The sequence below is a fragment of the Actinoplanes sandaracinus genome, assembly GCF_030009775.1.
In the GTDB taxonomy this organism is placed as follows: domain Bacteria; phylum Actinomycetota; class Actinomycetes; order Mycobacteriales; family Micromonosporaceae; genus Actinoplanes; species Actinoplanes sandaracinus.
In genome coordinates, this window is sequence record NZ_JASCTH010000021.1 from 55112 (window position 1) to 81315 (window position 26204).

Here is a 26204-nt window from a genome sequence, read left to right on the forward strand (position 1 = left end):
ATGACGGCACGCGGACGCATGCGGGGGTGGACCGTCGCCGGGTCGCTGGTGGGCGGGGCGACGGCTTTCGGGCTGGGCCTGTTCCTGGCCGGCCAGGGCATCGAGAGAGCCGATCAGTGGGCCAGTGTGATCAGCGTGTTCGTCGCCCTCGCCGGGCTCCTGGCGGCCGGGTACGGCATCATCCTGGCGCGTCGGCCGCAGCCGGCCGGCGCCGGGCCGGTGCGCAACACCATTGCCGAGGGGGCGGTCACCGGGCCGGCGCTGCTGGTGCGGGACGTGCGGCGGACGAGCCTGACCGGTACGCCGATCCCGCCGTCACCCGAGTCCGCCCGGGCGGCGGAGCCGGGCGAGGTGGAGAACCGGGTGGAGGGCGGCACCTTCTACGGCATGCTGATCATGGGGCGCGATCTGACTGATGTCGTGCTACCGCCGTCGCCGCCCCCGGGCGATGTGCGCGACGGCGACGGGCGATGACCACGGCTCCCCAGGCGGGCGACGGCTCCGTGGCGAACTCGATCACCGCCGGGGCCTTCTTCGGGCCGGTCATCCAGGGCCGGGACATCCACGTCGAGTTGCCCGCCGAGAGCCGGCCGTCCCTGGCCGGGCTCCCGCCGGCATCACGGGTTTTCACCGGCCGGGCCGACATGGTGGGCGCCCTTCGCGAGGCCCTGCGGCCCGGCAGCCCCGGCGGGGTCCACCTGGTCTCGGCCGTGGCGGGGATGGCCGGGATCGGGAAGACCGAACTGGTGCTCCACACCGCGCACGGGGCCCTGGCCGACGGATGGTTCCCCGGCGGGGCGCTGTTCGTCGACATGTTCGGCTACGACCCCGGGCGGCGGCTCTCGGCGAGTGACGCGCTGGCCGGGTGGCTCGCGGCGACCGGAATCCCGGGAGAGCGCATACCGGCGGGGGAACAGGACCGTTCCCGCCTCTGGCGCAGCGTCCTGGACACCTGCCACGCCCAGGGCCGGCGACTGTTGCTGATCATCGACAACGCCTCCAGCGAGGACCAGGTCCGTCCGTTGCTGCCCGGCAGCGGCGGGATACCGGTGCTGGTCACCTCCCGGCATACCCTCGACCTCGACGCGCCCACGTACGACCTCGACGTCCTCGACCCGGAATCAGCGGTCACGCTGATCTCCGAGGTGGTCGCGGCCCGCCGCGGTGCTGACGACCCGCGCCTGCGCGGCGACACCCGCGCCGGCCTGGCAGACCTGGCCGAACGGTGCGCCGGCCTGCCCCTCGCCCTGCGAATCGTCGCCGCGCTCCTGGCCGACCGACCTCAGCTGGAGGCTTCGGCCCTGGCCACGCGACTGCGCGACGGACAGGACCGGCTCGACGGACTGACCCGTCAGCAGGTCGCCGTGCGTGCGGCGTTCGACCTCTCCCACCGGAACCTCTCCAGCGACCAGGCCCGTCTGTTCCGGCTGCTGCCGGTGAATCCCGGTCCGGACATCGCGACCCGCTCCGTCGCCCACCTCGCCGGCCTGCCGGAGCCACGCGCCGCGGCCCTGCTCGCCGACCTGCACCGCGCCCATTTGATCGCCGAGTCGGCGCCGGAACGCTGGGTGATGCACGACCTGCTCCGTGTCTATGCGGCGGAACGGGGTGAGGAGACCGAGACCGATCGGGCTCGTCGGCGCCTCTTCGGCTTCTTCCAGGACACCGCTCGCGCCGCGGTCACCTACCTCGACCCGGCCGAACCGGACGACACCCGCGTGTTCACCGGCACGGACCAGGCACTGTCCTGGCTCGACGGTGAACACGCCAATCTGGTCGCCGTCGTCGTCGCCGACCACCCCCTCACCCGGATCACGACCGAACTCGGGTTCACCCTCGGGGGCTTCCTGGAGTTTCGCCGGCACTTGACGGACTGGATCACCGTCACCGCCAAGGTCCGCGGACTCCTCCACCAGGAGGGCGACCGGCGGGGCGAAGGCCGCGCGTGGAACAACCTCGGCGTCGCCCTGCGGGAGATGCGCCGATTCAAGGAAGCGGTCGAGGCTCACACCCGGGCCTACGAGATCTTCCGGGAGACCCGCGACCTGCACGGCCAGGGTCGGGTGTGGAACAACGTCGGGCTGGCGCTGCGGCAGGTGCGCCGGTTCGACAAGGCGATCACCGCCCACACCACTGCCCGGGCCATCTATCGGGAGACCAGCGACCGGTATGGCGAGAGCCGGACGCTCAACAATCTGGGTCTGGCGCTGACCGAGGTGCGCCGGTTCGAGGAGGCGATCGCCGCTCATGCCGAGGCTCGGGACATCGCCCACGAAACGGGTTACCGGCGGGCCGAGGCGAGGGCGTGGAACTGCCTCGGCTGGGCGTTGAAGGAAGTCGACCGGGTCGACGAGGCGATCGCCGCGCACATCCAGGCCCGGGAGATCTTCCACGAGATCGGTGACCTGCACGGCGAGGGCACGGCCTTGAACAATCTCGGCGTCGCGTTGACCGCCGCGGGCCTGCCCGACGAGGCGATCCGCGCACATGTCCAGGCCGGAGACGTCTTCCGCGCGACCGGGGACCGGCACGAGGAGGCCGGGGCCTCGAACAATCTCGGCATCGCTCTGGCCGAGGTGGGCCGGCTCGAAGAGGCGATCACGGCTCACGAACGGTCCATGGAGCTGTACCGGAGCGTCGGTGACCAGCACGGCGTGGGCTCGGCGTTGCACAATCTGGGCAGCGTTTCGAGTGAAGCTGGCCGATTCGACCAGGCGATCACGGCCTTCGGGCAGTGCCTGGAGATCTTCTCGCGTGCCGGTGACCGGCACGGCCAGGCCGGGGCCTGGGCCGGCCTGGGCGACGCACAGGTGCGGACAGGTGCGATCGACGAGGGCCGGGCCAGCTGGCATCGGGCGCTGGAGGCCTTCACCGAGGCCCGTGACGACCGCAGCGCGGTCCTGATCCGCCGCCATCTCGACGGGTTACCGCCCGAGGTCGCTGAGGCGGGCCAGGACGAGGCGGGCGATCTGGTCGGCACCGGCCTCGGAGAAATGGGTGTAGTCGCGTAGGTCGGGGAGGTAGAGAGCCTTGGACGGTTCGATGCCGAGGCCTTCCACCAGGGCGGCGCTGTCGGCGGTCAGATCGATGTACGGGACGGTCTGCTCGGCGGCGACCGCGGCCATCTCGGCGGGCAGGTTCACGCCCAGGCCGTTGACGTGGCGGGCCACCTCGTCGAGGCGGCCGGTCGCGTCGAAGCGGCGGCGCACCGGCGGGCTGACCAGCACCGGGCGGGCGTGCCGCCCGCGGACCTCGGTGACCATGCGGGTCAGGTTGGCGCGGTAGTCGGCGGCTGTCGTGGTCTTGTCGTTGTGGCCGAACTGGATCAGGACCACGTCACCGCGGCCGGCACGGGCGAGCATGGCCGCCCACAGCCGCGGGTCGGCCAGGAAGGACGCGGTGCTCTCGCCCGAGTCGGCGTAGTTGGCCACCGTCACGCCAAGGCGCAGGTGCTGGGGGAGTGCCTGGCCCCAGCCGGTGTAGGGGGCGGTGTCCTGGTCGCAGACCGTCGAGTCGCCGGCGAGGAAGAGCATCGGCGGCCGCCTGGCGGGACGGACCGTGACGTGCCGGACGCGCGGAGCGGCGCCGGTGAAGGTGAGCGTCAGGCCGGGAGAGCCGGAAGCCGTCTTGGTCGGCTCGCCCTCGGGGTCGCGCACGTCGACGCTGAACTGCCGCCGGGTGAATCGGCCCGGCTCGGTGGCGATCGCGGCGAGCATCATCCGGCGGGCCTCGGCGCGGACAGCGGTGACCCCGGCGGCGGCCGGGTCGCCCAGGACCACGGCGACGTCGTAGACGCCGGGCGGCACGTCGAAATGGCAGACGGCCGTGCAGTCCGCCTCGAGGGGGCCGTGGGCGGCGGCCGGGACGGGAGCCGCTACCAGGGCGGCGGTCACGGCGACGGTGATGAGCGGACGCTTCACGGGTTACCCCTTGACGATTGAAACGTTTACATTGACGGAAGCCAATGAAACAGGTCGGTGATGCGCGCGTCAAGGGCGCGTCTGCTCCAGCCCGCCGCGCTGATGGGGACTCGGGATCTCCTGCCGCCGCTTCGGTGGCCACAGCGCCGGCCCGGGGCCCGGTGGCTGGGGCTCCGGCCCGGGCTCGGTGGCTAGGGTTCCGGCCCGGGGCTGGGTGGCTGCAGTTCCCGCCTGGGCGCGGTGGCTGGGGCTCGGGCCTGGGGCTCGGTGGCTGGGGCTCGGGCCTGGGCGCGGTGGCTGGGGCTCGGGCCTGGGCGCGGTGGCTAGGGTTCCGGTTTGGGGCTGGGTGGCTGCAGTTCGGGCCTGGGGCTCGGTGGCTGGAGCTCCGGGCCGGGGCTTGGTGGTCTGAGTTCGTGCACCCGCGACGGCGCGGCCAGCCGGACGTCCTCGTCGCCGCGCAGGGTCGGCTCCTGGTAGCGGGCATGCCGAAGCGCGACGAGGGAGAGCCAGCCGTAGACAGCCGCCAGCAGGACCGCGAGAGTCACCGTCCCCCACTCGCCGGCCACGGCCGTGATGTAGGCGCCCATGAGCGCGCCCAGCACGCTGCCCGCCATCACCACCAACCCGGCCGCCCCGGCGAAGCTCACGATGCGGGCCCGTGACCGCCGTGACCTCAGCAGCCTTGTGAGGGCCGCGGTGCTCGGGACGACGACGCCGACCGGCTCATCGCACGTCGCGCAGAGCAGCCGGGTGGTCGTCTCGCCCTCGGTGGGCCGCTCGATCGCCACCGGATGCCACTCCCACCACGCCTGCGCCTGCCCCCACGGCTCCTCGATCCGGTGCCCGAGCCGCCAGGTCTCGTCCTCGGTGGTCATGGCCGCCTCCACATTCCGGGATCGCCGATCGCCGTCAGCAGCACGAGACCGATCATGCCGCGTCGACGCAAGCGCGAGAGTCCCCCGAGCGACGGGTACGGCGAAGGCCGTTCCTCCGATTCCGGTGGCACGGCCTTCGCCGATGGCATGGTCGGACGTTGGCATGGTCGGACGTTGGCATGGTCGGACGTTGGCATGGTCGGACGTTGGCATGGTCGGACGTTGGCATGGTCGGACGTTGGTGCGGTCGGAGGTTGGTGCGGTCAGGCGTTGGCGCGGTGCGGCGTGTGGATCTTCGCGGGCTGCGGCGGGACGTCGCTCACGCCCGCCGCGACCGCCTGCTCGTGGCGCTTGTGTGCGGACGGCAGCAGGAGCGCGGCGCCCACGGCGAGCACGCCCACGCCCGCGCAGACCCAGAAGCCGTCGGTGAACGCGGCGTCGGTGGGCAGGCCCCGCGCGGTGGTGTTGGAGGTGATCACGGCCGCGACCACCGCGGTGCCGATGCTGCTGCCGATCGTGCGGGCGATCGAGTTGACGCTGGTCGCCTCACCGGTCTGGGATGGCGGGACGCTCTCGATGATGGCGTTGGACATCGCGGCGAAGGCGAAGCCGATGCCGGCGCCGGTGAGCAGGCCGGAGGCGAGAACCTGCCAGATCGCGCCGTGGCCGATCGCGGGCAGCGCGAACGCGGCGACGACCAGGACCGTGCCGAGGATCATCGGCGGTTTCGGGCCGTACTTGCGGTTGAGGGCGCCGGCGACCGGGCCGAACAGCACCATCATGACGACCGTGGGCAGCAGGAACAGGCCCGCCTCGGTGACCGTCTTGCCGAACCCGTAGCCGGTCGCCGCGGGCAACTGCAGCAGGGTCGGGACCAGCAGGAACGTGCCGAACATCGCGAAGCCGAGGATGAGGGCGACCAGGTCGGTGGCCCAGACGCCACGGATGCGCATCAGCCTCATGTCGATCAGCGGCTCCTTGACCCGCAGTTCGACCAGGACGAAGACGACCAGGCCGGCCAGGCCCGTGGCGAGCAGGCCGACGGTCTTGAATTCGCCCCAGCCCCACGCCTGACCCTTGCTGATCGCCATCAGCAGCGCCACCAGCGACAGCGACAGGATGGTGGCGCCGAGCACGTCCAGCCTGCCGGGGGTGCGCACGGGCGACTCCCTCATGCCGAAGATCGCGCCGAGCAGCGCGATGACGACCAGGCCCAGCGGCAGCCAGAACAGCCAGTGCCAGGAGAGGTGCTCGACGATCGGGCCGGCGGCCACGATGCCGATGCCGGCGCCGACACCGAAGATCGCCGAGATCATGCCGACCGTGGTGGCGACCTTCTCGCGGGGCAACTCGTCGCGGACGATGCCGATCGACAGGGGCATCATCGCGCCGCCGGCGCCCTGCAGGATCCGGCCGAGGATCAGGACGGTCAGGTTGGTGGCGAGCGCGGAGACGACCGCGCCGACGGCCAGGAGGGCCAGGACGACGATCAGGATCTTGCGCTTGCCGACCATGTCGCCGAGGCGCCCGAGGATCGGCGTGAGGACCGACGCCGACAGCAGGTACGCCGTGACGATCCAGCTGACGTCGCTAGTCGAGACGTTCAGCTCGTGACCGATGGTGGACAGCGCGGGCGAGACCAGCGACTGCAGACAGGCGAAGGCCAGGCCGCCCAGCGCCAGGTAGAGGACGAGGAGACCGCCGCCCGTGCTCCGGCCCTGGGCCGGCGTGGACCCGGTCGCTTCGATGGTGGGGGTCATGGAGTCCTCGACGCTAGTAGTAAACGATTGCTGACTTATTATCGGCCTCGAAGAGTTGAAGTAAACGGTTGCTTACATCACATCGGGCGTCGCACCCCTGGGACCCGGGCGGCACACCGTCACCGGCGGCCGCGACGCGTCGTTGACCGAGGGTGAATCGGATCGGAATGGCCGCGGGACTGCTGGCTGCCGTGCTGTTGTCGGCGTCGCAGGTGGCGTGCGGCACCACTACGGCTAAGGCGTCCACGGACGTGGCGACGACGGCGGCGCGACTGGACGAGCTCCAGATCCAGATCACCGGCAAGGTCGAGGAGTTGCGGGCCGCGGAACTGCTCAACTACCACCGGGTCGAGGGTGGGATCGGGGAATGCATGCGGGAGGCCGGGCGCAAGTACGTGCCCGTACCCTATGTGAGCTTCTATGAGGGTTTCACGGACGCCGATCTCGGCTATGGGAACGGCCGAGCCACCGTGGTCGATTCGATGACCACGAAAGGTCGCCGGATCGTCCTCAACGAACTCGCCTCCGCCCGCCTGAAGCGGGCCGGTGCGGTGGACCGCAAGGTCATCGAGACGGACGTCGAGGTCCTCAACGGATGCGCGGCCCGGTTCGAGTCCCGCGGATACCACGACTTCGACCCGCCGGCCGGCGTCCGCGAACTGTCCGGGCTGGAGGATCTGCTGGAGCCGATCCACCAGGACCCGGCCGTGGTCACCGCGATGGGCGGCTATGCGGCCTGCATGAAGAAGCGGTACGGGTTCAAGGTCGACGACCGCAGCGACTTCCTCTTCAAGCCCCGGATCGCCGCGAAGGACGCGCCGCTTCCCGGCCAGCCGGCGAAACCGGCGTGGACCAAGGGCGTCGCCGCGATCGACAAGGTGTTCACCGCCGACGCCGAATGCCGCCGGCCGGCGTACGAAGCGGCCATGACCCTGCTCGCCGACCGCATCGAACCGTGGCGGAAGAAGAACCGCGACCGCCTCTTCGCCGTTCGCGCCGGCTGGCGCAAAGCCGTCGGCGACGCCAAGAAGATCCAGGAATGACGTCCTACTCCATGATGCGGTAGCCGGTGCCGGCCCTCTCGATCGCGGCCAGGTCGGCAGGGGTCAGGCCGCGGCCGGTGAACCGCTCCACCGCCAGCAGACCCTTCTCGTTGCGGTCGCCGACCTCGGCGAAATCGAGGCCGGTCAGCACCTCCGCCAGCTCCGGCGCCCACTGCTCGTGGCCCCACGGCTCGTGCATGGCCAGGAGACGGCCGGCCTCGGCGAAACTGAGCCGGGTCACGGCGTTGACGTTCCAGAACATGCTCGCCGCCCGCCCGTGGACCGAGGCCGCCTCCAGAACCGCCTGGTCCGTACCCCGATAGCCGTTGTCCTCGACCACCAGCACCGCCGTGCCGGCGTCGAGCACGGTGATCCACTGACCGTGGGAGCGCCGCAGGGAGAGGTAGCGCTGAATGTCACCGATCGCCTCCGGGCGCTCCGGGTCGGCGCCGAAGGCGACCAGCACCTCCCGGACGGTCGCGCCGGTGACGACGGTGACCGTCGCGGCCACCTGAAGCGGCCCGCGGCGGATCCACCGGTAGGCGTGCTCGGGTGGCCGGGCCGGTTCCGGCTCGCCGCGCAGCCGGTGCCCGAGCTGGTCGGAGCGCCGGAACACCGTCTCCGGCGCGGGCGGCGCCGCCCACACCACCAACTTGTAGCTCTCCAAAGCGGGGTCGTCGTCGTCGCGACCGCGGGCGTGCACCCGCACCCGGTAGTCGCCGGGCCACGGCGGAGTCTCCCGGCGGAGCCCGTGGCCGCTCGTGCCGGCCGGCGACATCACCGACGCCCGGCCCTCGGTGGCCCGCCAGCTGACCTCGACGATCTCCTCCCAGCCGGATTCCGCCTCGGCCGGCGCCTCCTCCAGAATCACCAGCTCGACCCGGACCGAGCCGGTCGCGGCCCCGGTACGCACGACGACCCCGCCACCGGGCGCGGCGGCCGGCCCGTCACCGTCGGCCGCGGCGGCCCGCCCGTCACCGTCGGCCACGGCGACCAGCCCGTTGCCGGAGAAGTCGGCCAGGCCGGGCAACTCGTGCTCGGCCAGCCCGAACCGGTGCCCCGCCACCGGCACCGAACTGTGCGAATGGCGCGGCAGAAGGTACTCCGCGCGGACCTTGGCGAGCAGCGCCGCGCTGTACGCCGCGGGCAACGGCGCCTCCAGCAGCAGCCGCGCCGCGAGACCGACGCCCAGGCCCACGGTCGCCGCGGCCCGGTCCACGATGACCGGCGGCCCGGCCTGGTGGACCACCGCGCCGGCGATCGCCACAGCCAGCGCGAGATGGGCGGTGCCGTGTGCGGCGGCGATCGACGGCTCGTCGGTCGCCGCCGTCTCGACCCTCAGCAGCGGCACGATCCCGGGGTGCGTCACGAGTTCGCGCACCAGGGCGCCGGTGCGATCGGCCAGTCCGGGGCGCAGCCGGTGCAGCAACGCGGCCTCGGACGTCGCCGCACTGTCGTGACCGCCGGCGGTCACCATCGCGAACCGGGCGGGCGACGGCTGGGGCAGACCCGACACCAGATCCGGGGCGCCGCTCCAGTCGTACCGGTCGATGGTCAGCTCCAGCGCGCCGAGCAGGCGCTCCACCGGAAGCGGGCCCAGCGCGCGCAGCGCGGTGAAGAAGTCCGGCTCGCCGTCGACCGGCGGCCTGGCCCGGCCGGCCGCCGTCTCCTCCGGGACGGCCAGCCTGCCCAGCAACCGTGCCGGCGCGGCCGGGATCCGCCGCGACAACACCGGCACGGCCGCCGTGACGAAATCCGCCAGGTCGGACAGGTCAGACATCAATGCTCCGGTCCCAGCCGGCGGGCAGGTCGCGGGAGATCGCCGGCCAGTCCGGGTCCGGCCGGAAGTCGCACCAGGTGCCGTCGAACGGGAACGCGGCGGCCTCGACGAGCTCGATGACCTCCTTGCCGGCTCGGCGGACCCGGTCCTCTTCATCGACCCAGTACGACTCCGGCATCGCCAGCCGGGCCACGAACTCGTCCTCGTCCTTCCACGCCCAGGAACGGTCCGGCTCGATCACCACGTCGAGATCCCAGTCCGAGGTGTCCAGGCCGGCCATGCCGTCGCCGCGCCACGACACCGACGGGGCCTCCAGGTTCGCGTACCACCGGTAGAAGCGGCCGTCGGGGCGGAAGAACCAGCGGATCGAGTAGTCCCGGCCGCGCGGGTGCCAGCTGAGCACGCCGTGGTCGATGGTGTGCGGGACCGGCACCCGCTCCGACGCCGACCACTCCGGCAGCGGGGTCTCCGTCATCCGGCGGCCGTCCGGCATGTCGAAATGCCAGCCCTGGGTGCCGGCGGGCGCCCACAGCACCACGGCGTCGCCGGTGTCCCGCACGACCTGCAACGGAAACACCATCCCGATCCGCCGGCGCTGCCAGTGGCGCAGGTGAACCGTCTCGGTGGGCACGAACACGACATCCCCGCTCGTCATGGCAGTGAATCTATCCAAGTGCCAGGCGGGCGCCGGAGAGGGTGAGGTACCAGGGCGACTCGGTGAAGCCGGGGCCGGTCTCCGGGCCGATGTAGGCGTCCAGATGCCGGGGGCCGCCCAGACCCGGCGTGAACTCGTCGGTGATCTCCCAGTCGGCGTCGCGCAGCGCGGCGCACACCGCGGCCGGTGGCGCGGACCCGTCGTCCTGGCGGCCGCAGCTCACGATGGTGAAGCGGGTGCCGCGGGGCAGCACGTCCGGATCGGTGGCGGCGGAGACGTACGGCACGAGTGAACCCCCGTCGCTGGTCCGCGGGGCCGTGTCGAGCCAGTAGCCGACGTCGTACGACCAGTTCAGGTACTTGCCGGAGATGGTCAGGCCGGTGCCCTCCTCACGAACCGCGTCGACGAAGCCGGACGGGTAGCTGCCCAGATCGTGGTCGCCGTTCGTGCAGTCGAGGCGGGGGCAGCCGGTCACCTGGACCGGTTCGCCGTCGTGGAACCGCTCGACGGCCGTGTAGTACACCGTTATCTCCCAGCCGTCGCTGGTCCGTACACCCGTGGTGGTGGTGAGGGCCCCGGCCGCCGGAGACGGTGACCGCGGCGCGGACGGCGACAGCACCGGCGAGGGCGAGGGCGATGCCGTCGGGGACGGCGGCGGCGCCGAGGGGGCCGGGGCGGGCGGCTCCGTGCCGCAGCCCGCCGCGGCGGCGATCACGATGGCGAGAACCAGCCCGGTACGCACGTGCTGAGCATGTCAAGGCCGAGGGCGCGAGTCCGGCTGTTCCGGCGGCGGGCACACGTAGAGCCGGCAGGTGCTGATCGGGTGGAAACCGGACCGGAGCAGGATGGGCGCGCTGTAGGAGGAGGCGTCGACCTGCAGCAGCCGCACCCCACGGGAGTGCGCCTCCCGCGCCCGGGCGGCGATCATGGCGCGATAGATGCCGCGGCCCCGCCACGCCGGCAGCGTCGTCCCGCCGAGGAGCCCGGCGAACTCGGTCCCGGCGTGAAAGATCGTCCAGGCGGTGCAGGCCAGCTCGTCGCCGGCCTCGGCGACCAGCACCATGATGTGATCGGGGTCGGCGGTCAGCCGGCCGATGAGCTCCTCCGCGAGCCAGGAGCAGTCGAAACCCCAGACCTCGGTCTGCTGGGCGGCGATGCGGCGCATGTCCGCGGGTTCGGTGGTCCGCCGCAGAGTCACACCGTCGGGCAGGACCGGCTCCGCGGCGATCTCCTCGGCGAACCCGACGAACACCGTGGTCGGCTGCTCGGGTTCGAAGCCGGCCGCTACCAGGCGATCGGAGAGGTCGGCCGGCAGGTCGTGGCTGCGGACCTTCCACTCGACGCCCTGCCCACGGGCGGCGAAATAGTCACGCTGGCGGGCGATCAGACGGTCCAGTTCGGCGCCGGTCAGGCCAACGTCACGCGGTCCCCGGATCCGGCCCACAGGGTTGCCGACGATGCGCACGACCGGCCCGTCCCGCTCGAAGGTGACGCCGGCCGGAGGGATGGCGGCCGGCATGCGCATCTGCTCGTCGTAGACGGCCAGGAGGCCCGCGATATCGACCATGACCACATCCTGGCGTACGGGGGGCGCCGAGCGCGACTCGACGATGTCTGACAAACGTCATACGCTGGGCTCGTGGGGTACGAATGGCTGACCGAGGCGTTGGCGCGACTGCGTGAGATCGAATCGCCGGAGGTCACCCAAGTGCTCTCGGCCGAGCGGCGCCTGCCGCTGGCCGCGGAGAGCGCCGGGGTGCATTTCCTGACGATCAGCGGGCGCACCGCGGCGGGGCGGCCACTCGTCGTCGCGGTCCGGCTGCTCGGCGGGCACCGGCAGCAGATCATCGGCGCCCGCGAGATGACCCCTGAGGAACTGGTCCGGTTCAAGGCATGGGAGGCGTCATGAGCAGCCAGTACACCGACGATCAAGTTTCGGCGGCCGCTGCGGCGTTCGCCGCGGGCGACGTCACCTATCACGAGGGTGTCCGGGTGCAGTTGCCGCCGGCGCCCGAGACGGAGCCGATGGTGCCCCTCGGGATCCGGGTGCCCCCGGCGCTGGCCCAGCGGGTCCGGGCCGCCGCCGAGCAGGCCGGCATTCCGTACTCGCAACTGATCCGTGAGTGGATCGAGCTGGGCCTCACCGACATGGCCGGTGACCTGACGGTGTCGGTGGCGGTGCTGCGCCGAGCCATAGCCCACGCCGCCCAGACCGGTCACGCCGTCTGACGGCGACCGGGCCGGCGGCCGGGTCAGGGGTCGGCCACCGGGTTCGATGCGGCCACCGGGACCGCGGCCAGGCGCGGCCAGCGCCGCTGGACCGCCGAGCGCATGGCGCCGGTCAGCGCGGCGACCCCGGCCAGACGGTCGTGGCGGGCGCAGGTCGACGAAGCGGATGCCACCGGGGGTGACCACGGCATTGTCCGGACACGGGTCACCGTGCAGCAGGCAATCAGCGGGCCCGGCCGCGAGCCGGTCGACGACCGCGCCCAACCCGGCCTCCGCGGACGCCGGAACAGCGACCCCGAGCCGCCCCGCCAGCCGGAGGAACGCCGCCGCATCGCCGGAGCCGGGGCCCTGGAACGCCGGTATCCCGGCGGCGGCGGGAACGGGAACGCTGTGCAGCCGGGCCAGAGCGGTCGCGAACTCCACCGGCCACGACCGCGCGGTCGTCCGGCCGGCGCGGAGATATTCCAGGACCAGCACACGTTGCGCCGGATCGGTCGCCAGCAACCCGGCGGCCGGCCGCGGCGTGACCCGTTCGGCGAGGCGCAGCGCGGCCACCTCGGTCCGGTATCTCTCGTCGGCGTCCGGCCCGCCGACGATCCGCTTCACGATGGCGGGCGTCCCGTCGAACTCCACCAGGCTCACGTCGGAACGCGGGCTGCTGTCCAGCCGCCGGATGAGGACCGGCGTTCCCAACTCGCCGCGGATCGCCTCGGGCATCCCCGCCACCCCGCCGGTGTTCACCGCCTCAGCCCGCCCCGCCCCAGGCCCCGGCGTCCTCCTCGAGGCGCCGGCGTCGCTCGGCGAGCCGGGTGGCCTCGGCCGCTCGCGCCCGCAACGTCACCTCCCAGGCCCACGCTTCCGGGGCCGGCCGCCGCGGGCCGGTCACGCCGTCGAGCAGGTGATCCCAGATCAGGCCGAGCAGGACCGCCTGCCGGCACGGCACTCCCTCGTGGCGCACGGTCACCTCGGCGCCGCCGTCACCGGGCCCGACCAGAAACCGGACCGGGCTCGTCGCCTCGTCCGGCAGCGTCGTCACCGGATAGGGGGAGATCGGCTGTGCCGCCGTGGCCCACTCCCAGGTGAGCGCGGCCGGTTCCGCACCGGTGGGGGGACTGTCGGCCGGCCGTAGCCGGATCTCCAGATCACCGGCCGGGATCACACCGGCCAGGCACTCCGGCAGGACCCGCGCGACCGCCGCCGGGAGCGTCCGGGAACGGACCACCGTCACCCGGGCGCCGGGGGCGTCGTCGCGGCGCTGCTCCCGATCGCGGCACTGTTCCAGCAGGCGCCGCATCGCCCATTCGGCCGCCTTGCCGGGTTCCTGGCGCCAGTCGCCCCGGGAGCCGTCGGTCCACAGCGAAAGCCGGCCGGTCTCCTCGGTCACCGGCCACACGTGCAGTTCGTGCTGCTCCGGCGGGTCGTCGTCCTCCCGGACGCTCTCGTGGATCCGGTTGCGGGCGTACGCCCGCAACCGGATCAGGCCGTCACCCGGCACCGGGACGCCGGTGAGCCCGTCGCGGTGGCCGCCCAGCAACCCGATCACGGTGAGCCGGCCGGCGGGGCACCACAGCGTCGTCTCGGCGGCCGCGTCCCAGGCGTCATCGTCGTCCAGGGGCGGCTCCGACCCGTACGCCCGGATCTGAATCTCGATGTCCCCGGTGTGCACCCCGGTGAAGCCGGTGCACCCGGCCGGCCCGCCGACGTGCAGCAGGTCGTCGCCGACCGTGTAGATCTCCAGCCATTCACCCTCGGCGGCCGAGCAGATCTGGTACTGCGAGTAGCTGACGAACTGCCGCACGAACCCGGTCATCCGTGCACTGTAGAGCGTCACCGGCAGCCGCCGGGGCCGGTGGAGGCCGGTGACACCCCGGTCCGTCGTCACCGGCTGCGTCTGGCGGGAGCGCCGAGGTGACGGCCGCGGACCCCGTCGGACCAGAGGTGGTTCCCGGGCGCCCACCTCGGATGCCTACGCTGTCCAGCATGAGCGAACCGGATCAGGGGCGATGGTTCGAGCCGCTGCGCGCGATCCTGGACCGCTCGCATCTGTGGACCCCGGACGACGTCACACGATCGGTCAACGCCGCCCTCGCCGGGTTGGGCATGCGCGTGCGGATCTGGCTGATCGACTACGAGCAGGTGCTGTTGCGCGCTCTGCCCGAACCCGGCCGGGAGACCCCGGAACCGGTGCCGATTGACGGCTCCCTGGCCGGGCGCGCCTTCTCCCGGGTGGTCTCGGTGCCGGCCGGCGAGGACGGGCGCCGCCGGTGGTGGGTGCCGATGGTGGACGGCACCGACCGTCTCGGCGTGATCGAGTTCGCGACGCCCGCCGACGCCGACGGCGACGAGCGGCTCGTGCGGAACTGCGAGATGATCACCGGGCTCATCGGGCACCTGATCGCCACCATCACCCAGCGCGGCGACGCTCTGGAAACGGCGCGCAGGTCCCGCCCGATGTCCCCGGCCTCGGAGTTGTTGTGGCGCCTGTTGCCGCCGCTGACCGCCAGCACCGACCGTGTCGTCACGAGCGCCGTCCTGGAGCCGAGCTACGAGGTCGGCGGAGACGGCTTCGACTACAGCATCGACGACACGACAGCGAGCCTGCTCATCCTGGACGCGGTGGGACACGGGCTGCGGGCCGGGCTGGCGTGTGCCGTCACGCTGGCGGCGGTCCGGGCCGCCCGGCTCGCCGGCGGTGGGCTGTACGAACAGGCCCGCGCCGCCGACGCGGCTCTGCTGGAGCAGTTCCCGGACAGCCGATTCGCCACCGCGGTGCTCGCCGAGCTGGATCTGGGCTCCGGCCGGCTGCGATACATCAACGCCGGGCATCCGGCGCCGCTGCTGCTGCGCGGTGGCCGGCTGGTGCGGGAGCTGTCGGCCGGCCGGCGGATGCCTCTGGGCCTCGACGATGCCGCCGTCGAGATCGCTGAGGAGACCCTGGAACCGGAGGACCGGCTGCTGTTCTACACCGACGGGGTGACCGAGGCCCGCGCCCGTGACGGCGACCGGTTCGGCCTATCCCGTCTCGTCGACCTGGTCCGGCAGCACGAGGCCGCCGGACTGCCGGCGCCGGAGACCCTTCGCCGCCTCGCGCACGCCGTACTGGATCATCAGGTGGGACCGCCGGCCGACGACGCCACCCTGATGCTGGTGCAGTGGTCCACGCCTGCGGCATTGAACACAGTCCCCGGCGCGGGGACGACGACGCGAGAGGACCAGGACGGCTGATGATGGACCCATTCCTCACGGTCACCACCACCATCGTGGGGGAGCGTGCCACGGTGCTGTCGGCCACCGGCGAGATCGACGGGGACAGCCGGAAGATCCTCGGCGAGGCCGCCGACGCGGCGATCGCGGCCGGTCAGCACCGGCTCGTGATCGACCTGACGGGGGTGACGTTCTGCGACTCCGGCGGGCTGAGCCTGTTCGTGGAACTCCACCGGAGGATCACCGCCCTCGGCGGGGAGTTGCGGCTGGCGGGCCTGCGGGAGATGGTCGCCACGGTCGTCCGGGCCACCAACCTCGACCGGCTGCTGCTGCTGTATCCGACCGTGGACGAGGCGGTGGAGGCGTCCCGGCATGCCGGTTGAACGTCCGCCGCTCCGATTGGTCTCCTCGCACGGGAGAGTCCTGCCGCTGACCCCTCAGCCGTAGCCCGACAGGTCATCGGCCGTCGGTAGCACGTCTGAGCGACGCCTGGACATGGACGAGGGCCCCGGCGTGAAACACCGGGGCCCGGGTTGTGGGTCGATAACACCATTTACCGACAGGTTCGTCGGCTTGCCTTGTCCGCGCCCGCCGTCTTTGACGGCTCAGGGCGCGAGGATCGCGAATTCTTGACCGGTGACCACCTCTCGTTCGATGGAAACTGCGGTGTCCGCGCCAGAGTGTGAACAGTGCCCTGGCAGCGGGCGATCCAACGGTGTCCTGCCCTCCCTTTCCTCTGCTTGCTGTGCTGACTGCCGGTGCCGGAGCCCCCATCCGATTCCATGGCCCCGCGCACGTGCGGCGGACTTGCCTGTCAGGCACGGCCCCGAGAACAACATTGGCCCTGCCTGCTTCACTTCTCTGCGCCAGCCGTGAGGCCGAGCGAGCCACGACATCTTTCCGGGCCCTGCTTGACGCTCGGCGTCGGTCGTGCGTCTTTCGTGGATCTCCGTTAGCTTGGATTTCCGCTGGCGACAACAAGAACACTAGCCAGACCAAAACAAAATGTCTAGTACGTCGGGCATAGATTTTCTGGTAGGTCACCCGAGGTTTCGGACTGTGTCGATGGCGCTACCGGCCGCGACCCCCGGTCGGGCCGCCTGGCGGGCGACGGGCCGGGCCGCCCGAGGGGTCTTCCGGCGCGTCTTCCGGCGGATGATCCACTCCGCGGCCACGGCGTTGATCAGCCAGGCGGCGGCCATGGTGGCGGTCCGGCTGGCCGGGGTGAACGAACCGGCCGCGGCCATCCAGACGGCCGAGGTGAAGAACTGCGTGCCCGCGCCCATGCCGATCGCATAGCCACGGATCATCCACGCCCGGTGCGCGGGGAAGTCACGGCGCCGGATCGCGGTGAAACCGAGGATCAGCGACACCACCATGTACGCCACCACGACCACCCGGACGCCGGACAGCACGACACTGTCGACCTCGGCGGGCGGCAGGAACAGGGTCAGCCACAGGCCGGTCACCGCCGCGACCAGCCCGCACGGGACCAGGATCCGCCCGGCGACGCGATGCCAGCGGCGGTGGCGACGGCGGAAGGACGGCGCGAACTGGAAGGCGCCGACCACACCGAAGACGATCACGCTGACGATGTGTACCGCCAGCGCCACCGGCGACTGGACGACCCGGTCGCCGTCCGGCAGCACCGCGGCGGCGCCGGCCATCTCGGTCAGGCGCAGCGTGCCGGCCGCCGACGGGACGAGGGTGAGCACCAGCAGCCCGGCCGGGATCAGCCAGTTCGAGGAGAACTTCATGACGTCGATGCTCGCGGTCGGCGAGCCCGGACTCATCGGAGCAGGGGCCGCTGTCGTACCGGCCGAAAGTGGGGGAGAGCGGCCGTACTTCAGGCCAATCCGGTGGGCGGTGCGTGCTGCGTACGATCGGGTCGTGCATGAACCGCTCCGGTCGCTGTGGGCCGAACCCCGTCCACCCGGCCCGCCGAAGCGGGTCCGGCGGGACTGGGCGCTGGTCGCCGTGCTGACGCCGGGCGTGCTGGCCGAAGGCCTGCTGCGGCCCGACGTGCCGGCCCGCGCCGTCACGGTGGCCATGCTGCTGGCGCTGATCCCGGCGCTGCTGTGGCGCCGCACCCGGCCGCTGCTCATGGTCGCGATCGCCTTCACCGTCACCGCGCTGGTCCCGCTGTTCACCGGTCACCAGAACGAGCTGGTCAGCAGCGCGTTCCTCCTGCTTCTGCCGTTCGCGCTGGTCCGCTGGGGTTCCGGCCGGGAGATCGCCGCCGGCGCGGCGCTGATCGGAGTCAAGATCGGACTGTCGGCGGCCGGTTCGCTGAGCCTCACCGACGCGGTCGCCGGCTTCGTGGTGATGGTCGCGGTGTTCGCCCTGGCCGCCGCCGTGCGGTACCGCGCCCGCCTCCGGGCCCGCGAGCTCGATCAGGTGGCCCTGCTGGAGCGCGAGCGGCTCGCCCGCGATCTGCACGACACGGTCGCCCATCACGTGTCGGCGATGGCGATCCGCGCCCAGGCCGGGATCGCGGTCGCCCGGACCCAGCCGGACGGCGCGGTCGACGCGCTGCGCGTGATCGAGGCCGAGGCGGTGCGCGCGCTCAGCGAGATGCGCACCATGGTTCGTGCCCTGCGCGGCAGCGAGCCCGCCGAGCTGGCGCCGAACCCCGCCATCCCCGACGTCGCCCGGCTGGCCGGCCACTCGCCGGACGGGCCGCACGTCGACGTCGAACTGGCCGGCGACCTCGACGGCATCCCGCCGACGGTCGGCACCGCGATCTACCGGCTCGCTCAGGAGTCGGTCACGAACGCGCAGCGGCACGCCCGGCACGCCACCCGTATCTCGGTCACCGTCGCCGCCGACGCGACCATGGTCCGGCTCCGGGTGAGCGACGACGGCGACGGCGGCACCAGGTGGTCCGACGGCTCCGGGCGGTCCGGAGGCTTCGGGATCGCCGGCATGCGGGAACGCGCGGGCCTGCTCGGTGGCACCTGCGAGGCCGGCCCGAACCCGGGGCGCGGCTGGACCGTCACCGCTGCTCTGCCGCGTGCCGCCGCATGACGATCCGGGTGCTGGTCGCCGACGACCAGGAGATCGTCCGGACCGGGCTGACGATGATCCTCAACGCCGAGCCGGACCTCGAAGTCGTGGGCCAGGCCGCCGACGGGCTGGAGGCGGTGGCGCTGGCCGGGCGGCTGCGGCCGGACGTGTGCCTGTTCGACATCAGGATGCCGGGCGTGGACGGCATCGAGGCGACCCGCCGGCTCGCCGGGCCCACGGTCGCCGACCCCCTCGCGGTCGTCGTGATCACCACGTTCGACCTCGACGAGTACGTGTACGCGGCTCTGCGTGCCGGGGCCCGCGGGTTCCTGCTCAAGGACGCCGGATCAGCCCTGCTCGGCCAGGCCATGCGGGCCGCCGCCGGCGGTGACGCGCTGATCGCCCCGAGCGTGACCACCCGGCTGCTGAAGGCGTTCGCCGACGCGGGCCCCTCCGCACCGGGCCGTCAGCCGATCGACCCGCTGACCGGCCGGGAGGAGCAGGTGCTGGTCGCGGTGGCCCGGGGCCGCACGAACACCGAGATCGCCGCCGATCTACACATCAGCCTGAGTACGGTGAAGACGCACATCGCGAGCCTGATGGCCAAACTCGGGGCCCGCAACCGGGTCGAGATCGCGATGTGGGCGTACGAGACGAACCGTGTCCGTTTTCCCTGACGCTGGCGTCCGTCTTCTGCGAGAAGCGGCCGAGGCCGGGGATCAGCTGCCGGAGTTGGCGCGGATCCAGCCGTAGGCGACGGCGACCACGATCAGCCCGAGCACCGCGCCGAAGCGGATCAGCGCGAACGTGGCGCTGAACGCCTTCTTGCGGGCCCCGGGCAGGTCGGTGTTCGCCTTCTTCCAGCCGGCCCGCGCGCCTTTGCTGCCGTCGATCAGACGAGCCAGCCGCATCCCGATGAAGAGCGCGATGATCGCGCCGAGGATGAACCCGCCCACCCACGCCTCCTTCAGAGCCGGATCCAGCCTTCCGGGAGCTTTCCGAGCCGGATCCAGCCTTCCGGGAGTGACGGTGGGTGTCAATGCGTCGATGTGGTCGTTGTCCGGTCAGCCGTCCTCGTCATGCCGCCCACCGCCGACGCCGCTCCTGGGATAGTGGACCGGCGCCGCTACCGTCGGGTGCGGCGTGAAGGGGGCGCGGACATGCAACCGCACGACGCGAGCGTGAGGTCACGCGAGGTCTGGGACAGACTGGCCGGCCGCTACGACCGGGACATCCGGTTCCTCGAGGCGAAACTGTTCACCGGAGGCCGCGAGTGGGTCTGTTCGAGGGCCGCCGGCGATGTTCTCGAAGTGGCCGTCGGCACCGGCCGTAACCTCGACTTCTACCCCGGTGACGTGCGGCTGACCGGTCTCGAGCTGTCGCCGGCGATGCTCGCCGTCGCACGCCGGCGCGCCGCCGGACTCGGCCGTCCCATCGCGCTGCACGAGGGTGATGCGCAGGCTCTGCCGTACCGGGACGCGTCGTTCGACACCGTGGTCTGCGTCCTGTCGCTGTGTGCCATCACCGACGCCGGCGTCGCGCTGGCCGAGATGCGCCGGGTGCTGCGCCCCGGTGGCCGGCTCCTGCTGCTCGACCATGTCGCGGGCACCCGGGCGGCCGTCCGGGCGGTGCAGTGGCTCGCCGAGCGTGTCACCCTGCCCTTGCAGGGCGAGCACCTGACCCGGCGCACCCTGCCGATGGTGCGGGCCGCCGGGTTCGACGTCGTCGAACAGGAGCGGCTCAAGGCCGGGATCGTCCAGCGGATCCACGCCCGCAAGCCCGCCGGCTGACCTGGCGGGTGACGGCGCTGCGGACGGTCTCTCCGAGCCGCCGACCGGCGGCTCCCTAGTCGACGCCCAGCGGAGAGGTCTCCCCGTAGAGCAGCCGGGTCAGATAGACGACCGAGGGTGCGGGGCGGACGAATTCGCAACTGACCGCATGGCCGATCGCATACTGCTGTGTGCCGAGCAGAACGCGGAGGCCGGCGAGATCGCAGAACTCGACCCGGGCGAGATCGATCACGACATGCTGCGCCGCATGGGCATTGATCAGATCGCGGAGCCGGGTCTGGAGAGACCGCGCGTTGGCGGCGTGAATCTCCCCCGTCAGACCGATCGTGACGCGGTTCCGGTCCTCCCGCACCGTCAGGGAGGCGGCGCCGCCCGACCAAGCCGCCGCATCGGAGACCCACACGCCGTCCAAGTTCACGCCTGGTGTCTCCGTGGCGACGTCCTCGTCGGCCCGGCGCTGTGGGTGGCTGCCCTCGGCCACGCTACGAACGCCCTCGCCGGCGTCATGGCCGACGGGAAATGGGCGGTGGAACTCCTGCGGCCCCGAGTTCGTCATGGACGACAACCCGGCGGCGGCCCGTCCCCATCTCCCGTCGGACGAGTAATCACTCGGCAGCCTTACGGTGCGATCGCCGAACACAGCGGGGCTCCTCTCCAACGCAGTCCCAAGGTCCTTTCGGCACCAACGGACCTACTCTCCCCACCGATCCCGGCTCCACACCACGGTAGAAATACGGAGGTCTGTACGGAACTTTCACGCCAGGCTCGTACTGACCCTTACGAGTGGATGTGTTGACGGCGTGGAGCGGGCCGAGTGGGATGGAGACGCGGCGCGGTAGCCGGTGCCCCCCGCCGCAGCGGTCCCACAGCCGGACGCCGGCGAGGGCCCACCGTGACGAGCCGATCGTCGCAACGGATCGCACCCGGGTACCCCCATGTCCACGGCTGTCGCGAGGCCGTTGGCGTCTCCACGGCCCTGCACCGGCACCGCGGAGTCTGACCGAACAGGAACAGGTGATCGCCATGGGCGCCGCCGCATCAGCGCGACCGGGCCGCGGGATCGACAGGACATCGCCGTGACGCCCGCCGGGCTGAGGATCGCCGATGTGACGGTGCGCTTCGGCGCCCGGGTGGCCGTCGACGGAATCGACCTCGCTGTCGGCCCCGGCGAGGCGGTCGGGTTGATCGGCGGTTCCGGATCCGGCAAGACGACGATCGCGCTCGCCGTGCTCGGACTGCTGCCGGCCGGTGCCCGGGTCACCGGAAGCATCACCGTGGCGGGCGTGGAGGTGGTCGGCGCGGACGATCGTGATCTTCGGCGGCTGCGCGGGCGCCAGGTGTCGTTCGTCGGCCAGGACGCGCTCACCGCGCTGCACCCGTTGATGACGGTCGGCCGGCAGGTGTCGATTCCGTTGCGGCGGCACCTCGGTCTGTCCGGCCGGGCGCTGACCATGGCGGCGGTCGCGTTGCTGGAACGGGTGGATCTGCCCGTGCGCGTCCTGCGGGCGTACCCGGCGCAGCTGTCGGGTGGCCAGCGGCAACGGGTGGCGATCGTGTTCGCGATGGCGTGCCGGCCGGCGCTGCTGATCGTCGACGAGCCCACCAGCGCGCTCGACACGACGACGCAGGCCGGTGTTCTGGAGCTGCTGCGCACACGGCACCACACCTCCCTGCTGTTGATCAGCCATGACATCGCGGTGGTGAGTCAGGTGTGCGCACGGCTGGTGGTCGTGCGACAGGGCCGGGTGGTGGAACAGGGGAACACCACCCGGGTGCTGGCCAGGCCCACCCACGCGTACACCCGTGAGCTGGTGGCGGCGGCTCAGGCGCTGAGCGGCGGGACGGGCGCACCGTGACCCTGCTGACCGCTGCCGGAGTGACCAAACGGTATCCGGCGGCCCGGCGGCACCCGCTCGGGCGGCGGCCGGTCCGTACCGTGCTGGACGCGGTGGACCTGGCGGTGTCGGCGGGGGAGCGGCTCGGCATCGTGGGCGGTTCCGGCGCCGGCAAGTCGACGCTGCTGCGACTGCTGCTCGCGGTCGAGGCCCCGGACGCCGGCGAGGTGCGGTTCCGGGGACGGCTCCTGCGCCCCGCCGCGCCGGGACGGCTGCGATGGTTCCGCCGCGAGGTGCAGTTCGTGGCGCAGGACCCGTACGCGGCGTTCAGCCCGCGAATGACCGTCCGCGACGTCGTCAGCGAGCCGCTGCGCTGCCTGCGCGTTCCGGGAGACCATCCGCGCCGGATCGACGAGTCGCTCCGCGCGGTGCAGCTCGACCCGGCGCTGGCCTCGCGTCTGCCCTCGACCCTCTCCGGCGGGCAACGCCAGCGACTCGCGCTCGCCCGCGCGCTCGCGCCCCGGCCGGCCGTGCTGGTCGCGGACGAGCCGATCAGCGCGCTCGACGCTCCGGTCCGGGTGGCGGTGCTGGACCTGCTCCGCGAGGTCACCGTCGCCACGGGCAGCGCGCTGGTCCTGGTGGCCCACGATCTCGCGGCGGTGCGGCGCGCCTGCACCCGGGTGGTGGTGCTCGACCAGGGGCGAGTCGTCGAGTCCGGCCCGGTGGACCAGGTGTTCCGGACGCCCCGGTCGGCAGCCGCCCGGAATCTGATCGAGGCCATACCGAGGTTGCCCAGCGGGGTCACCCGATGAGGTCGTCCTGCCGGCGAGCCGCCGGACGAGTACTGGCGGCGGCCGTCACCGTATTGATGATCAGTACCTCGGCCGCCTGCTTCACCTCGGAACCGGGGCCCGATCACCACGGCGACCGCCGGTTACGCGTGGGCCTCGCGGGTCCGCCCCACCGGCAGTTGTCACCGTTCTCCCAGGACGCGTGGCGGGGCGCCCAACTCGGCGCGTCGGAGACACTCGTCAACATCGACCAGGCCGGCGACGTCACCCCGGGTCTGGCCGAGAGCTGGTCACACGTCGATGCGACCACCGTCCGGCTGAAACTGCGCGGTGGCGTCAGCTTCCACGACGGCACTGCGCTGACCCCGGCGCACGCCGCGCACTCCCTCGCTCGTGCCATCGCGGCGAAACCCGTGCTCAGAGCGCTCGTGGGGGTCGCGTTGACGGCCACCGCGGTGGGCGGCGACACGCTGGAGCTACGCACCGCGAGACCGGACCCGGTGCTGCTGCACCGGCTCGCTTCGCCGCAGCTGGTCATTCTCGCCCCGAAGGCGTACGCGCGCGACCCGGGCTCCCCCGACCCCGTCGGCGCCGGGACGGGGCCGTACCGGTTTACCTCCCTGCAGGGCACCTCGGCCGCGACGCTGGAGCGCAACGACGATTACTGGGGTGGCCGGCCGGCGCTCGCCGGTGTGGACGTGCGTTTCCTGCCGGAGGGTTCGGCCCGCGTCGGCGCGCTGCGTTCCGGTGAGGTCGACGTGGTCAACCAGGTACCGATCGCGCAACTGCCCCAACTCGGCGACCTGCGCCTGATCGAGGTGCCGCTTCCCCGCACGATCAGCCTGTATCTGGTCACGGCCGGGGGCCGGACGTTCGCCGATCCGGGGCTGCGCGCGGCCGTCCGCGCGGCGGCCGACCAGACGATGATCGCGAAGGGCGTGTTCGAGGGGCGCGCCGATCCGGCCGTCGGGCTCTTCGGGCCGGCGTCGGTGTGGGCGGCCGGCGACCGCGCCGCCGCGCGGGCCACGGCACCGCCGCCGGCCACGCCGGGGGACCCCTCCGGCCGGAAGATCACCCTGGCCACCTACCCCGACAAGCCCGAGTTGCCGGAGGCCGCTTCGGTGCTGGCCGCCACGCTGACCGCCCGGGGTTTCGTGGTGGAGACGGTCGTGCGCGACTACCTCACGATCGAGCCGGAAGTGCTGGCCGGCCGCTTCGACGCGGTCATCCTCTCCCGCTCCTACCTGCTCGACGTCAACGACCCCATCGCCTTCCTCGCCTCGGACTACAGCTGCGCGGGCAGCTACAACCTGGCACGGTTCTGCGATCCCGGCTTCGATTCCCGCCTCGCCGTGGCGGACGGCCGCACCGACCTGCCCTCCCGCCACACGGCCGCGCTGGCGCTCGAGGCAGAGCTGGTCAACCGCGCGGTGGTCGTGCCGCTGGTGCATGACCGGGCCAGGCTGGCCGCCGCCGCCGGCGTCACCGGCCTGGCCACGGACCCGTATGAGCGAACGCTGGTCACCGTCCGCACCTCCTTGCGATGACCGGCCGGCCTCACCGGCTCGGGAGAGTCGGGGCGCTCGCCTGCGCGGTCGGCGCTCTGACCGTGGTCGTCGCCGCGCTGCCCTGGCTGCGGGGTGACGACCCGGCCCGGTCGGTGCTCCGCGCGCGGCTGGAGGACCGTGAGATCGACCCGGCCGCGCTCGCGGCCGTCCGGTCCGAACTCCACCTCGCCGGCAACCCGCTCCAGGGAGCCGCGGACTGGCTGATCGCCGCCGCCCGGGGTGACTTCGGCACCTCCTGGGTGGCGGGCGTGCCGGTACGTGACCTGCTGCTCCCCGCCGCCGGCGCGTCCGCCAGCCTGGCCGCCGCCGCCTCAGTGGTGGCGGTGGTGGTCGGGGTGGCCCTGGTCGCTCCGGTCGCCTGGGCTCTGTCCGGCGAGCGCCGATCGCCGGGCCGCTGCGCACGTGGGGTGCGCGTCGCCGGGGCGGTCGTCGCCGCGTTGTCGGAGGTCGCCTTGGCCGCTGCCCTGCTCATACTCGTCGGGGTGCGCTGGCGGCTCGTCCCGGTGGCCGGCTGGTTCGGCCCCTCCTACATGCTGCTGCCGGCCCTGGCCCTCGGCGTGCCCACCGGAGGGTTGTTCGCCCGGCTGGTCGTGATAGCCGCCGATGTCACCGCCGAAGAGCCCTGGGTGCGGACCTGGCGGGCGGTCGGCTGTGGTCGGATCACCCTCACTGCCGGAATCGTCCGCCGGGCGGTGACCGTCGCCGTCCCCCAGGTGGCGGTCCTGTTCGCCGGGCTGCTCGGCGGAGCGGTCGTCGTCGAGCAGATGTTCGCCGTTCCGGGTCTCGGGCGGCTCTCGCTACAGGCGGCGCTCGCCCAGGACCTTCCCGTCGTCCAGGGCTGCGTGCTGACGCTGGTGCTGGCCGGCACGGCGGCCGGGGCGTCGGGCATCGTGGCGCAGCGCGTGATGCTCGGGGCGGCGGGCGCCGCCGCGACGCTGGTGCCCGCGGCACCGGCACGTTCCCTTCGGCCGCGCAGGCGGACACCGCTGGTGATGGCCGCCGTGCTGACCGCCCCGATCCTGGCCGGACTGCTCCGCGATCCGCACGGGGTCCGGCTGGAACAGCGGCTGAGCGTGCCGTCCTGGGCATATCCGCTGGGCACCGACCCCGTCGGGCGCGACGTCCTCGCCCGCTTCGGCCACGGCGCCGTGCTCACCATCGGCCTGGCGGCGGCCGTGACCGCCGCGGGCCTGCTCGTCGGCCTGGTCGTCGGCCTGCGGGGATCAGCCGCCCGGGTCGGCGTCGTGGACATCCTCAACGCGCTGCCCTTCGTCCTGATCGGCCTGACCATCGCGGCCGTTCTCGGACCGGGACTGGTCAGCGCCGCGATCTCAGCAGCGCTGGTGGCCTGCGTACCCATCGTCGTCCACACCCGCAGCCTCGCCGCGGAGGTCCGGGCCAGTGGCTACCACCAGGCGGCGGTCCTCGCCGGCGCCGGCGCCGGCTGGATCCTTCGTCGCCACCTGCTTCCCGCGGTGATCGGACCGGTCCTGGCGTACGCGGTGACCCGGGTCCCCTCGACCGCTCTGGCCATCGCCGCGCTGGGGTTCCTCGGCATCGGCGCGGGCCACGACACACCGGAGTGGGGCGCGGAACTCTCCGTGGCCCTCGACTACCTGGAACGCGCGCCCACCTTGGCGGCCGCACCGGTTCTCGGCCTCATCCTCCTCGGCGTCCTGGCCGGATTCGCCCCGGCGGAACTCGGCCAGCGGCCGGCGGACTGAGAGCCGGGACCCCCGACCGGCGCC

Annotated in this window: 26 protein-coding genes and 1 pseudogene; 14 read left to right on the plus strand and 13 right to left on the minus strand. The window is 72.6% G+C overall.

Annotated features, from left to right (window positions below; translation table 11 throughout):
* Together QLQ12_RS29035 and QLQ12_RS29040 are read left to right on the plus strand one after the other, a co-directional pair.
* A complete protein-coding gene (locus QLQ12_RS29035; protein ID WP_282763739.1) occupies window positions 1–474 on the plus strand; it encodes a hypothetical protein in 474 nt (157 codons plus the stop codon).
* Window positions 471–3011 carry a tetratricopeptide repeat protein gene (locus QLQ12_RS29040; RefSeq protein ID WP_282763741.1) on the plus strand — a complete coding sequence of 847 codons (2541 nt, stop codon included), beginning with the start codon at window positions 471–473 and terminating at the stop codon, window positions 3009–3011. Before QLQ12_RS29035 ends, QLQ12_RS29040 begins: the two co-directional genes overlap by 4 nt.
* On the opposite strand, the gene QLQ12_RS29045 is transcribed toward QLQ12_RS29040, so the two are convergent.
* From QLQ12_RS29045 to QLQ12_RS29055, 3 genes are all read right to left on the minus strand, one after another.
* On the minus strand, window positions 2925–3920 hold the full coding sequence (locus QLQ12_RS29045; protein WP_282763742.1) for a rhamnogalacturonan acetylesterase: 996 nt from the start codon (window positions 3918–3920) through the stop codon (window positions 2925–2927). The genes QLQ12_RS29040 and QLQ12_RS29045 overlap by 87 nt on opposite strands.
* 323 nt (window positions 3921–4243) lie before the next feature.
* Window positions 4244–4795: a hypothetical protein gene (locus QLQ12_RS29050; RefSeq protein WP_282763743.1), complete on the minus strand. Its 552-nt coding sequence runs from the start codon at window positions 4793–4795 to the stop codon at window positions 4244–4246.
* Window positions 4796–5058: 263 nt separating this feature from the next.
* Window positions 5059–6555: an MFS transporter gene (locus tag QLQ12_RS29055; protein ID WP_282763744.1), complete on the minus strand. Its 1497-nt coding sequence runs from the start codon at window positions 6553–6555 to the stop codon at window positions 5059–5061.
* Between the two features lie 152 nt (window positions 6556–6707).
* Between QLQ12_RS29055 and QLQ12_RS29060 the strand changes: the two genes are divergently transcribed.
* Window positions 6708–7598: a hypothetical protein gene (locus QLQ12_RS29060; RefSeq protein WP_282763745.1), complete on the plus strand. Its 891-nt coding sequence runs from the start codon at window positions 6708–6710 to the stop codon at window positions 7596–7598.
* A 4-nt stretch (window positions 7599–7602) separates the two neighbouring features.
* Here QLQ12_RS29060 and QLQ12_RS29065 read toward each other — a convergent pair whose 3' ends face one another.
* Genes QLQ12_RS29065 through QLQ12_RS29080 form a run of 4 tightly spaced genes read right to left on the minus strand, consistent with a single transcriptional unit; the run spans window position 7603 to window position 11600 of the window.
* Window positions 7603–9378, minus strand: coding sequence for a DUF6461 domain-containing protein (locus QLQ12_RS29065; protein ID WP_282763746.1), 1776 nt, complete (start codon window positions 9376–9378; stop codon window positions 7603–7605).
* A complete protein-coding gene (locus QLQ12_RS29070; protein ID WP_282763747.1) occupies window positions 9371–10033 on the minus strand; it encodes a DUF402 domain-containing protein in 663 nt (220 codons plus the stop codon). The genes QLQ12_RS29065 and QLQ12_RS29070 overlap by 8 nt, the downstream gene beginning before the upstream one ends.
* A 10-nt stretch (window positions 10034–10043) precedes the next feature.
* Window positions 10044–10775, minus strand: coding sequence for an RlpA-like double-psi beta-barrel domain-containing protein (locus QLQ12_RS29075; RefSeq protein WP_282763748.1), 732 nt, complete (start codon window positions 10773–10775; stop codon window positions 10044–10046).
* A 12-nt stretch (window positions 10776–10787) separates the two neighbouring features.
* Window positions 10788–11600 carry a GNAT family N-acetyltransferase gene (locus QLQ12_RS29080; RefSeq protein WP_282763749.1) on the minus strand — a complete coding sequence of 271 codons (813 nt, stop codon included), beginning with the start codon at window positions 11598–11600 and terminating at the stop codon, window positions 10788–10790.
* A gap of 72 nt (window positions 11601–11672) precedes the next feature.
* Between QLQ12_RS29080 and QLQ12_RS29085 the strand changes: the two genes are divergently transcribed.
* Window positions 11673–11942: a hypothetical protein gene (locus QLQ12_RS29085; RefSeq protein WP_282763750.1), complete on the plus strand. Its 270-nt coding sequence runs from the start codon at window positions 11673–11675 to the stop codon at window positions 11940–11942.
* Window positions 11939–12262 (plus strand): ribbon-helix-helix domain-containing protein, encoded by a 324-nt coding sequence (locus QLQ12_RS29090; protein WP_282763751.1) that lies wholly within the window; start codon window positions 11939–11941, stop codon window positions 12260–12262. Before QLQ12_RS29085 ends, QLQ12_RS29090 begins: the two co-directional genes overlap by 4 nt.
* A gap of 23 nt (window positions 12263–12285) precedes the next feature.
* Here the strand turns inward: QLQ12_RS29090 and QLQ12_RS29095 are convergent, their stop codons facing one another.
* The 3 genes and pseudogenes from QLQ12_RS29095 to QLQ12_RS29100 form a co-directional block, all read right to left on the minus strand.
* Window positions 12286–12435, minus strand: a complete 150-nt coding sequence (locus tag QLQ12_RS29095; protein WP_282763752.1) for a hypothetical protein — start codon at window positions 12433–12435, stop codon at window positions 12286–12288.
* 43 nt (window positions 12436–12478) lie between these two features.
* Window positions 12479–12979, minus strand: a pseudogene (locus QLQ12_RS47135) (hypothetical protein); the annotation flags it as partial.
* Between the two features lie 28 nt (window positions 12980–13007).
* Window positions 13008–14072 (minus strand): hypothetical protein, encoded by a 1065-nt coding sequence (locus tag QLQ12_RS29100; protein WP_282763753.1) that lies wholly within the window; start codon window positions 14070–14072, stop codon window positions 13008–13010.
* A 170-nt stretch (window positions 14073–14242) separates the two neighbouring features.
* On the opposite strand from QLQ12_RS29100, the gene QLQ12_RS29105 reads away from it, so the two are divergent.
* Window positions 14243–15487, plus strand: coding sequence for a PP2C family protein-serine/threonine phosphatase (locus QLQ12_RS29105; RefSeq protein WP_282763754.1), 1245 nt, complete (start codon window positions 14243–14245; stop codon window positions 15485–15487).
* A complete protein-coding gene (locus QLQ12_RS29110) occupies window positions 15487–15849 on the plus strand; it encodes an STAS domain-containing protein (protein WP_282763755.1) in 363 nt (120 codons plus the stop codon). The genes QLQ12_RS29105 and QLQ12_RS29110 overlap by 1 nt, the downstream gene beginning before the upstream one ends.
* Window positions 15850–16506: 657 nt before the next feature.
* Here QLQ12_RS29110 and QLQ12_RS29115 read toward each other — a convergent pair.
* Window positions 16507–17223 (minus strand): DUF2306 domain-containing protein, encoded by a 717-nt coding sequence (locus QLQ12_RS29115; RefSeq protein WP_282763756.1) that lies wholly within the window; start codon window positions 17221–17223, stop codon window positions 16507–16509.
* Between the two features lie 133 nt (window positions 17224–17356).
* On the opposite strand from QLQ12_RS29115, the gene QLQ12_RS29120 reads away from it, so the two are divergent.
* Both QLQ12_RS29120 and QLQ12_RS29125 read left to right on the plus strand, forming a co-directional pair.
* On the plus strand, window positions 17357–18493 hold the full coding sequence (locus QLQ12_RS29120; RefSeq protein ID WP_282763757.1) for a sensor histidine kinase: 1137 nt from the start codon (window positions 17357–17359) through the stop codon (window positions 18491–18493).
* Window positions 18490–19149, plus strand: coding sequence for a response regulator (locus tag QLQ12_RS29125; protein ID WP_282763758.1), 660 nt, complete (start codon window positions 18490–18492; stop codon window positions 19147–19149). Before QLQ12_RS29120 ends, QLQ12_RS29125 begins: the two co-directional genes overlap by 4 nt.
* A 42-nt stretch (window positions 19150–19191) precedes the next feature.
* On the opposite strand, the gene QLQ12_RS29130 is transcribed toward QLQ12_RS29125, so the two are convergent.
* Window positions 19192–19428: a hypothetical protein gene (locus QLQ12_RS29130; RefSeq protein WP_282763759.1), complete on the minus strand. Its 237-nt coding sequence runs from the start codon at window positions 19426–19428 to the stop codon at window positions 19192–19194.
* A gap of 204 nt (window positions 19429–19632) precedes the next feature.
* Between QLQ12_RS29130 and QLQ12_RS29135 the strand changes: the two genes are divergently transcribed.
* Window positions 19633–20262: a class I SAM-dependent methyltransferase gene (locus tag QLQ12_RS29135; protein WP_282763760.1), complete on the plus strand. Its 630-nt coding sequence runs from the start codon at window positions 19633–19635 to the stop codon at window positions 20260–20262.
* A gap of 55 nt (window positions 20263–20317) precedes the next feature.
* Here QLQ12_RS29135 and QLQ12_RS29140 read toward each other — a convergent pair whose 3' ends face one another.
* Window positions 20318–20902, minus strand: a complete 585-nt coding sequence (locus QLQ12_RS29140; protein WP_282763761.1) for an STAS domain-containing protein — start codon at window positions 20900–20902, stop codon at window positions 20318–20320.
* Between the two features lie 466 nt (window positions 20903–21368).
* Here QLQ12_RS29140 and QLQ12_RS29145 point away from each other — a divergent pair, with 466 nt between their 5' ends.
* From QLQ12_RS29145 to QLQ12_RS29160, 4 genes are read left to right on the plus strand one after another with little or no spacing between them, the layout of a single operon-like run.
* On the plus strand, window positions 21369–22118 hold the full coding sequence (locus QLQ12_RS29145; RefSeq protein ID WP_282763762.1) for an ATP-binding cassette domain-containing protein: 750 nt from the start codon (window positions 21369–21371) through the stop codon (window positions 22116–22118).
* On the plus strand, window positions 22115–22909 hold the full coding sequence (locus tag QLQ12_RS29150; protein WP_282763763.1) for an ABC transporter ATP-binding protein: 795 nt from the start codon (window positions 22115–22117) through the stop codon (window positions 22907–22909). The genes QLQ12_RS29145 and QLQ12_RS29150 overlap by 4 nt, the downstream gene beginning before the upstream one ends.
* Before the next feature lie 56 nt (window positions 22910–22965).
* Window positions 22966–24435 (plus strand): ABC transporter substrate-binding protein, encoded by a 1470-nt coding sequence (locus tag QLQ12_RS29155; protein ID WP_282763764.1) that lies wholly within the window; start codon window positions 22966–22968, stop codon window positions 24433–24435.
* Window positions 24432–26180 (plus strand): ABC transporter permease subunit, encoded by a 1749-nt coding sequence (locus QLQ12_RS29160; RefSeq protein WP_282763765.1) that lies wholly within the window; start codon window positions 24432–24434, stop codon window positions 26178–26180. Before QLQ12_RS29155 ends, QLQ12_RS29160 begins: the two co-directional genes overlap by 4 nt.
* Window positions 26181–26204: the final 24 nt, after the last annotated feature.

Bases quoted from the DNA above. Each gene is read 5' to 3' on its own strand.
- QLQ12_RS29135 (WP_282763760.1), top strand. From the start codon at position 19,633: ATGCAACCGCACGACGCGAGCGTGAGGTCACGCGAGGTCTGGGACAGA.
- QLQ12_RS29160 (WP_282763765.1), top strand. From the start codon at position 24,432: ATGACCGGCCGGCCTCACCGGCTCGGGAGAGTCGGGGCGCTCGCCTGC.
- QLQ12_RS29065 (WP_282763746.1), bottom strand. From the start codon at position 9,378: ATGTCTGACCTGTCCGACCTGGCGGATTTCGTCACGGCGGCCGTGCCG.
- QLQ12_RS29035 (WP_282763739.1), top strand. From the start codon at position 1: ATGACGGCACGCGGACGCATGCGGGGGTGGACCGTCGCCGGGTCGCTG.
- QLQ12_RS29100 (WP_282763753.1), bottom strand. From the start codon at position 14,072: ATGACCGGGTTCGTGCGGCAGTTCGTCAGCTACTCGCAGTACCAGATC.
- QLQ12_RS29125 (WP_282763758.1), top strand. From the start codon at position 18,490: ATGACGATCCGGGTGCTGGTCGCCGACGACCAGGAGATCGTCCGGACC.
- QLQ12_RS29105 (WP_282763754.1), top strand. From the start codon at position 14,243: ATGAGCGAACCGGATCAGGGGCGATGGTTCGAGCCGCTGCGCGCGATC.
- QLQ12_RS29070 (WP_282763747.1), bottom strand. From the start codon at position 10,033: ATGACGAGCGGGGATGTCGTGTTCGTGCCCACCGAGACGGTTCACCTG.
- QLQ12_RS29155 (WP_282763764.1), top strand. From the start codon at position 22,966: ATGATCAGTACCTCGGCCGCCTGCTTCACCTCGGAACCGGGGCCCGAT.
- QLQ12_RS29050 (WP_282763743.1), bottom strand. From the start codon at position 4,795: ATGACCACCGAGGACGAGACCTGGCGGCTCGGGCACCGGATCGAGGAG.
- QLQ12_RS29090 (WP_282763751.1), top strand. From the start codon at position 11,939: ATGAGCAGCCAGTACACCGACGATCAAGTTTCGGCGGCCGCTGCGGCG.
- QLQ12_RS29040 (WP_282763741.1), top strand. From the start codon at position 471: ATGACCACGGCTCCCCAGGCGGGCGACGGCTCCGTGGCGAACTCGATC.
- QLQ12_RS29110 (WP_282763755.1), top strand. From the start codon at position 15,487: ATGATGGACCCATTCCTCACGGTCACCACCACCATCGTGGGGGAGCGT.
- QLQ12_RS29080 (WP_282763749.1), bottom strand. From the start codon at position 11,600: ATGGTCGATATCGCGGGCCTCCTGGCCGTCTACGACGAGCAGATGCGC.
- QLQ12_RS29055 (WP_282763744.1), bottom strand. From the start codon at position 6,555: ATGACCCCCACCATCGAAGCGACCGGGTCCACGCCGGCCCAGGGCCGG.
- QLQ12_RS29115 (WP_282763756.1), bottom strand. From the start codon at position 17,223: ATGAAGTTCTCCTCGAACTGGCTGATCCCGGCCGGGCTGCTGGTGCTC.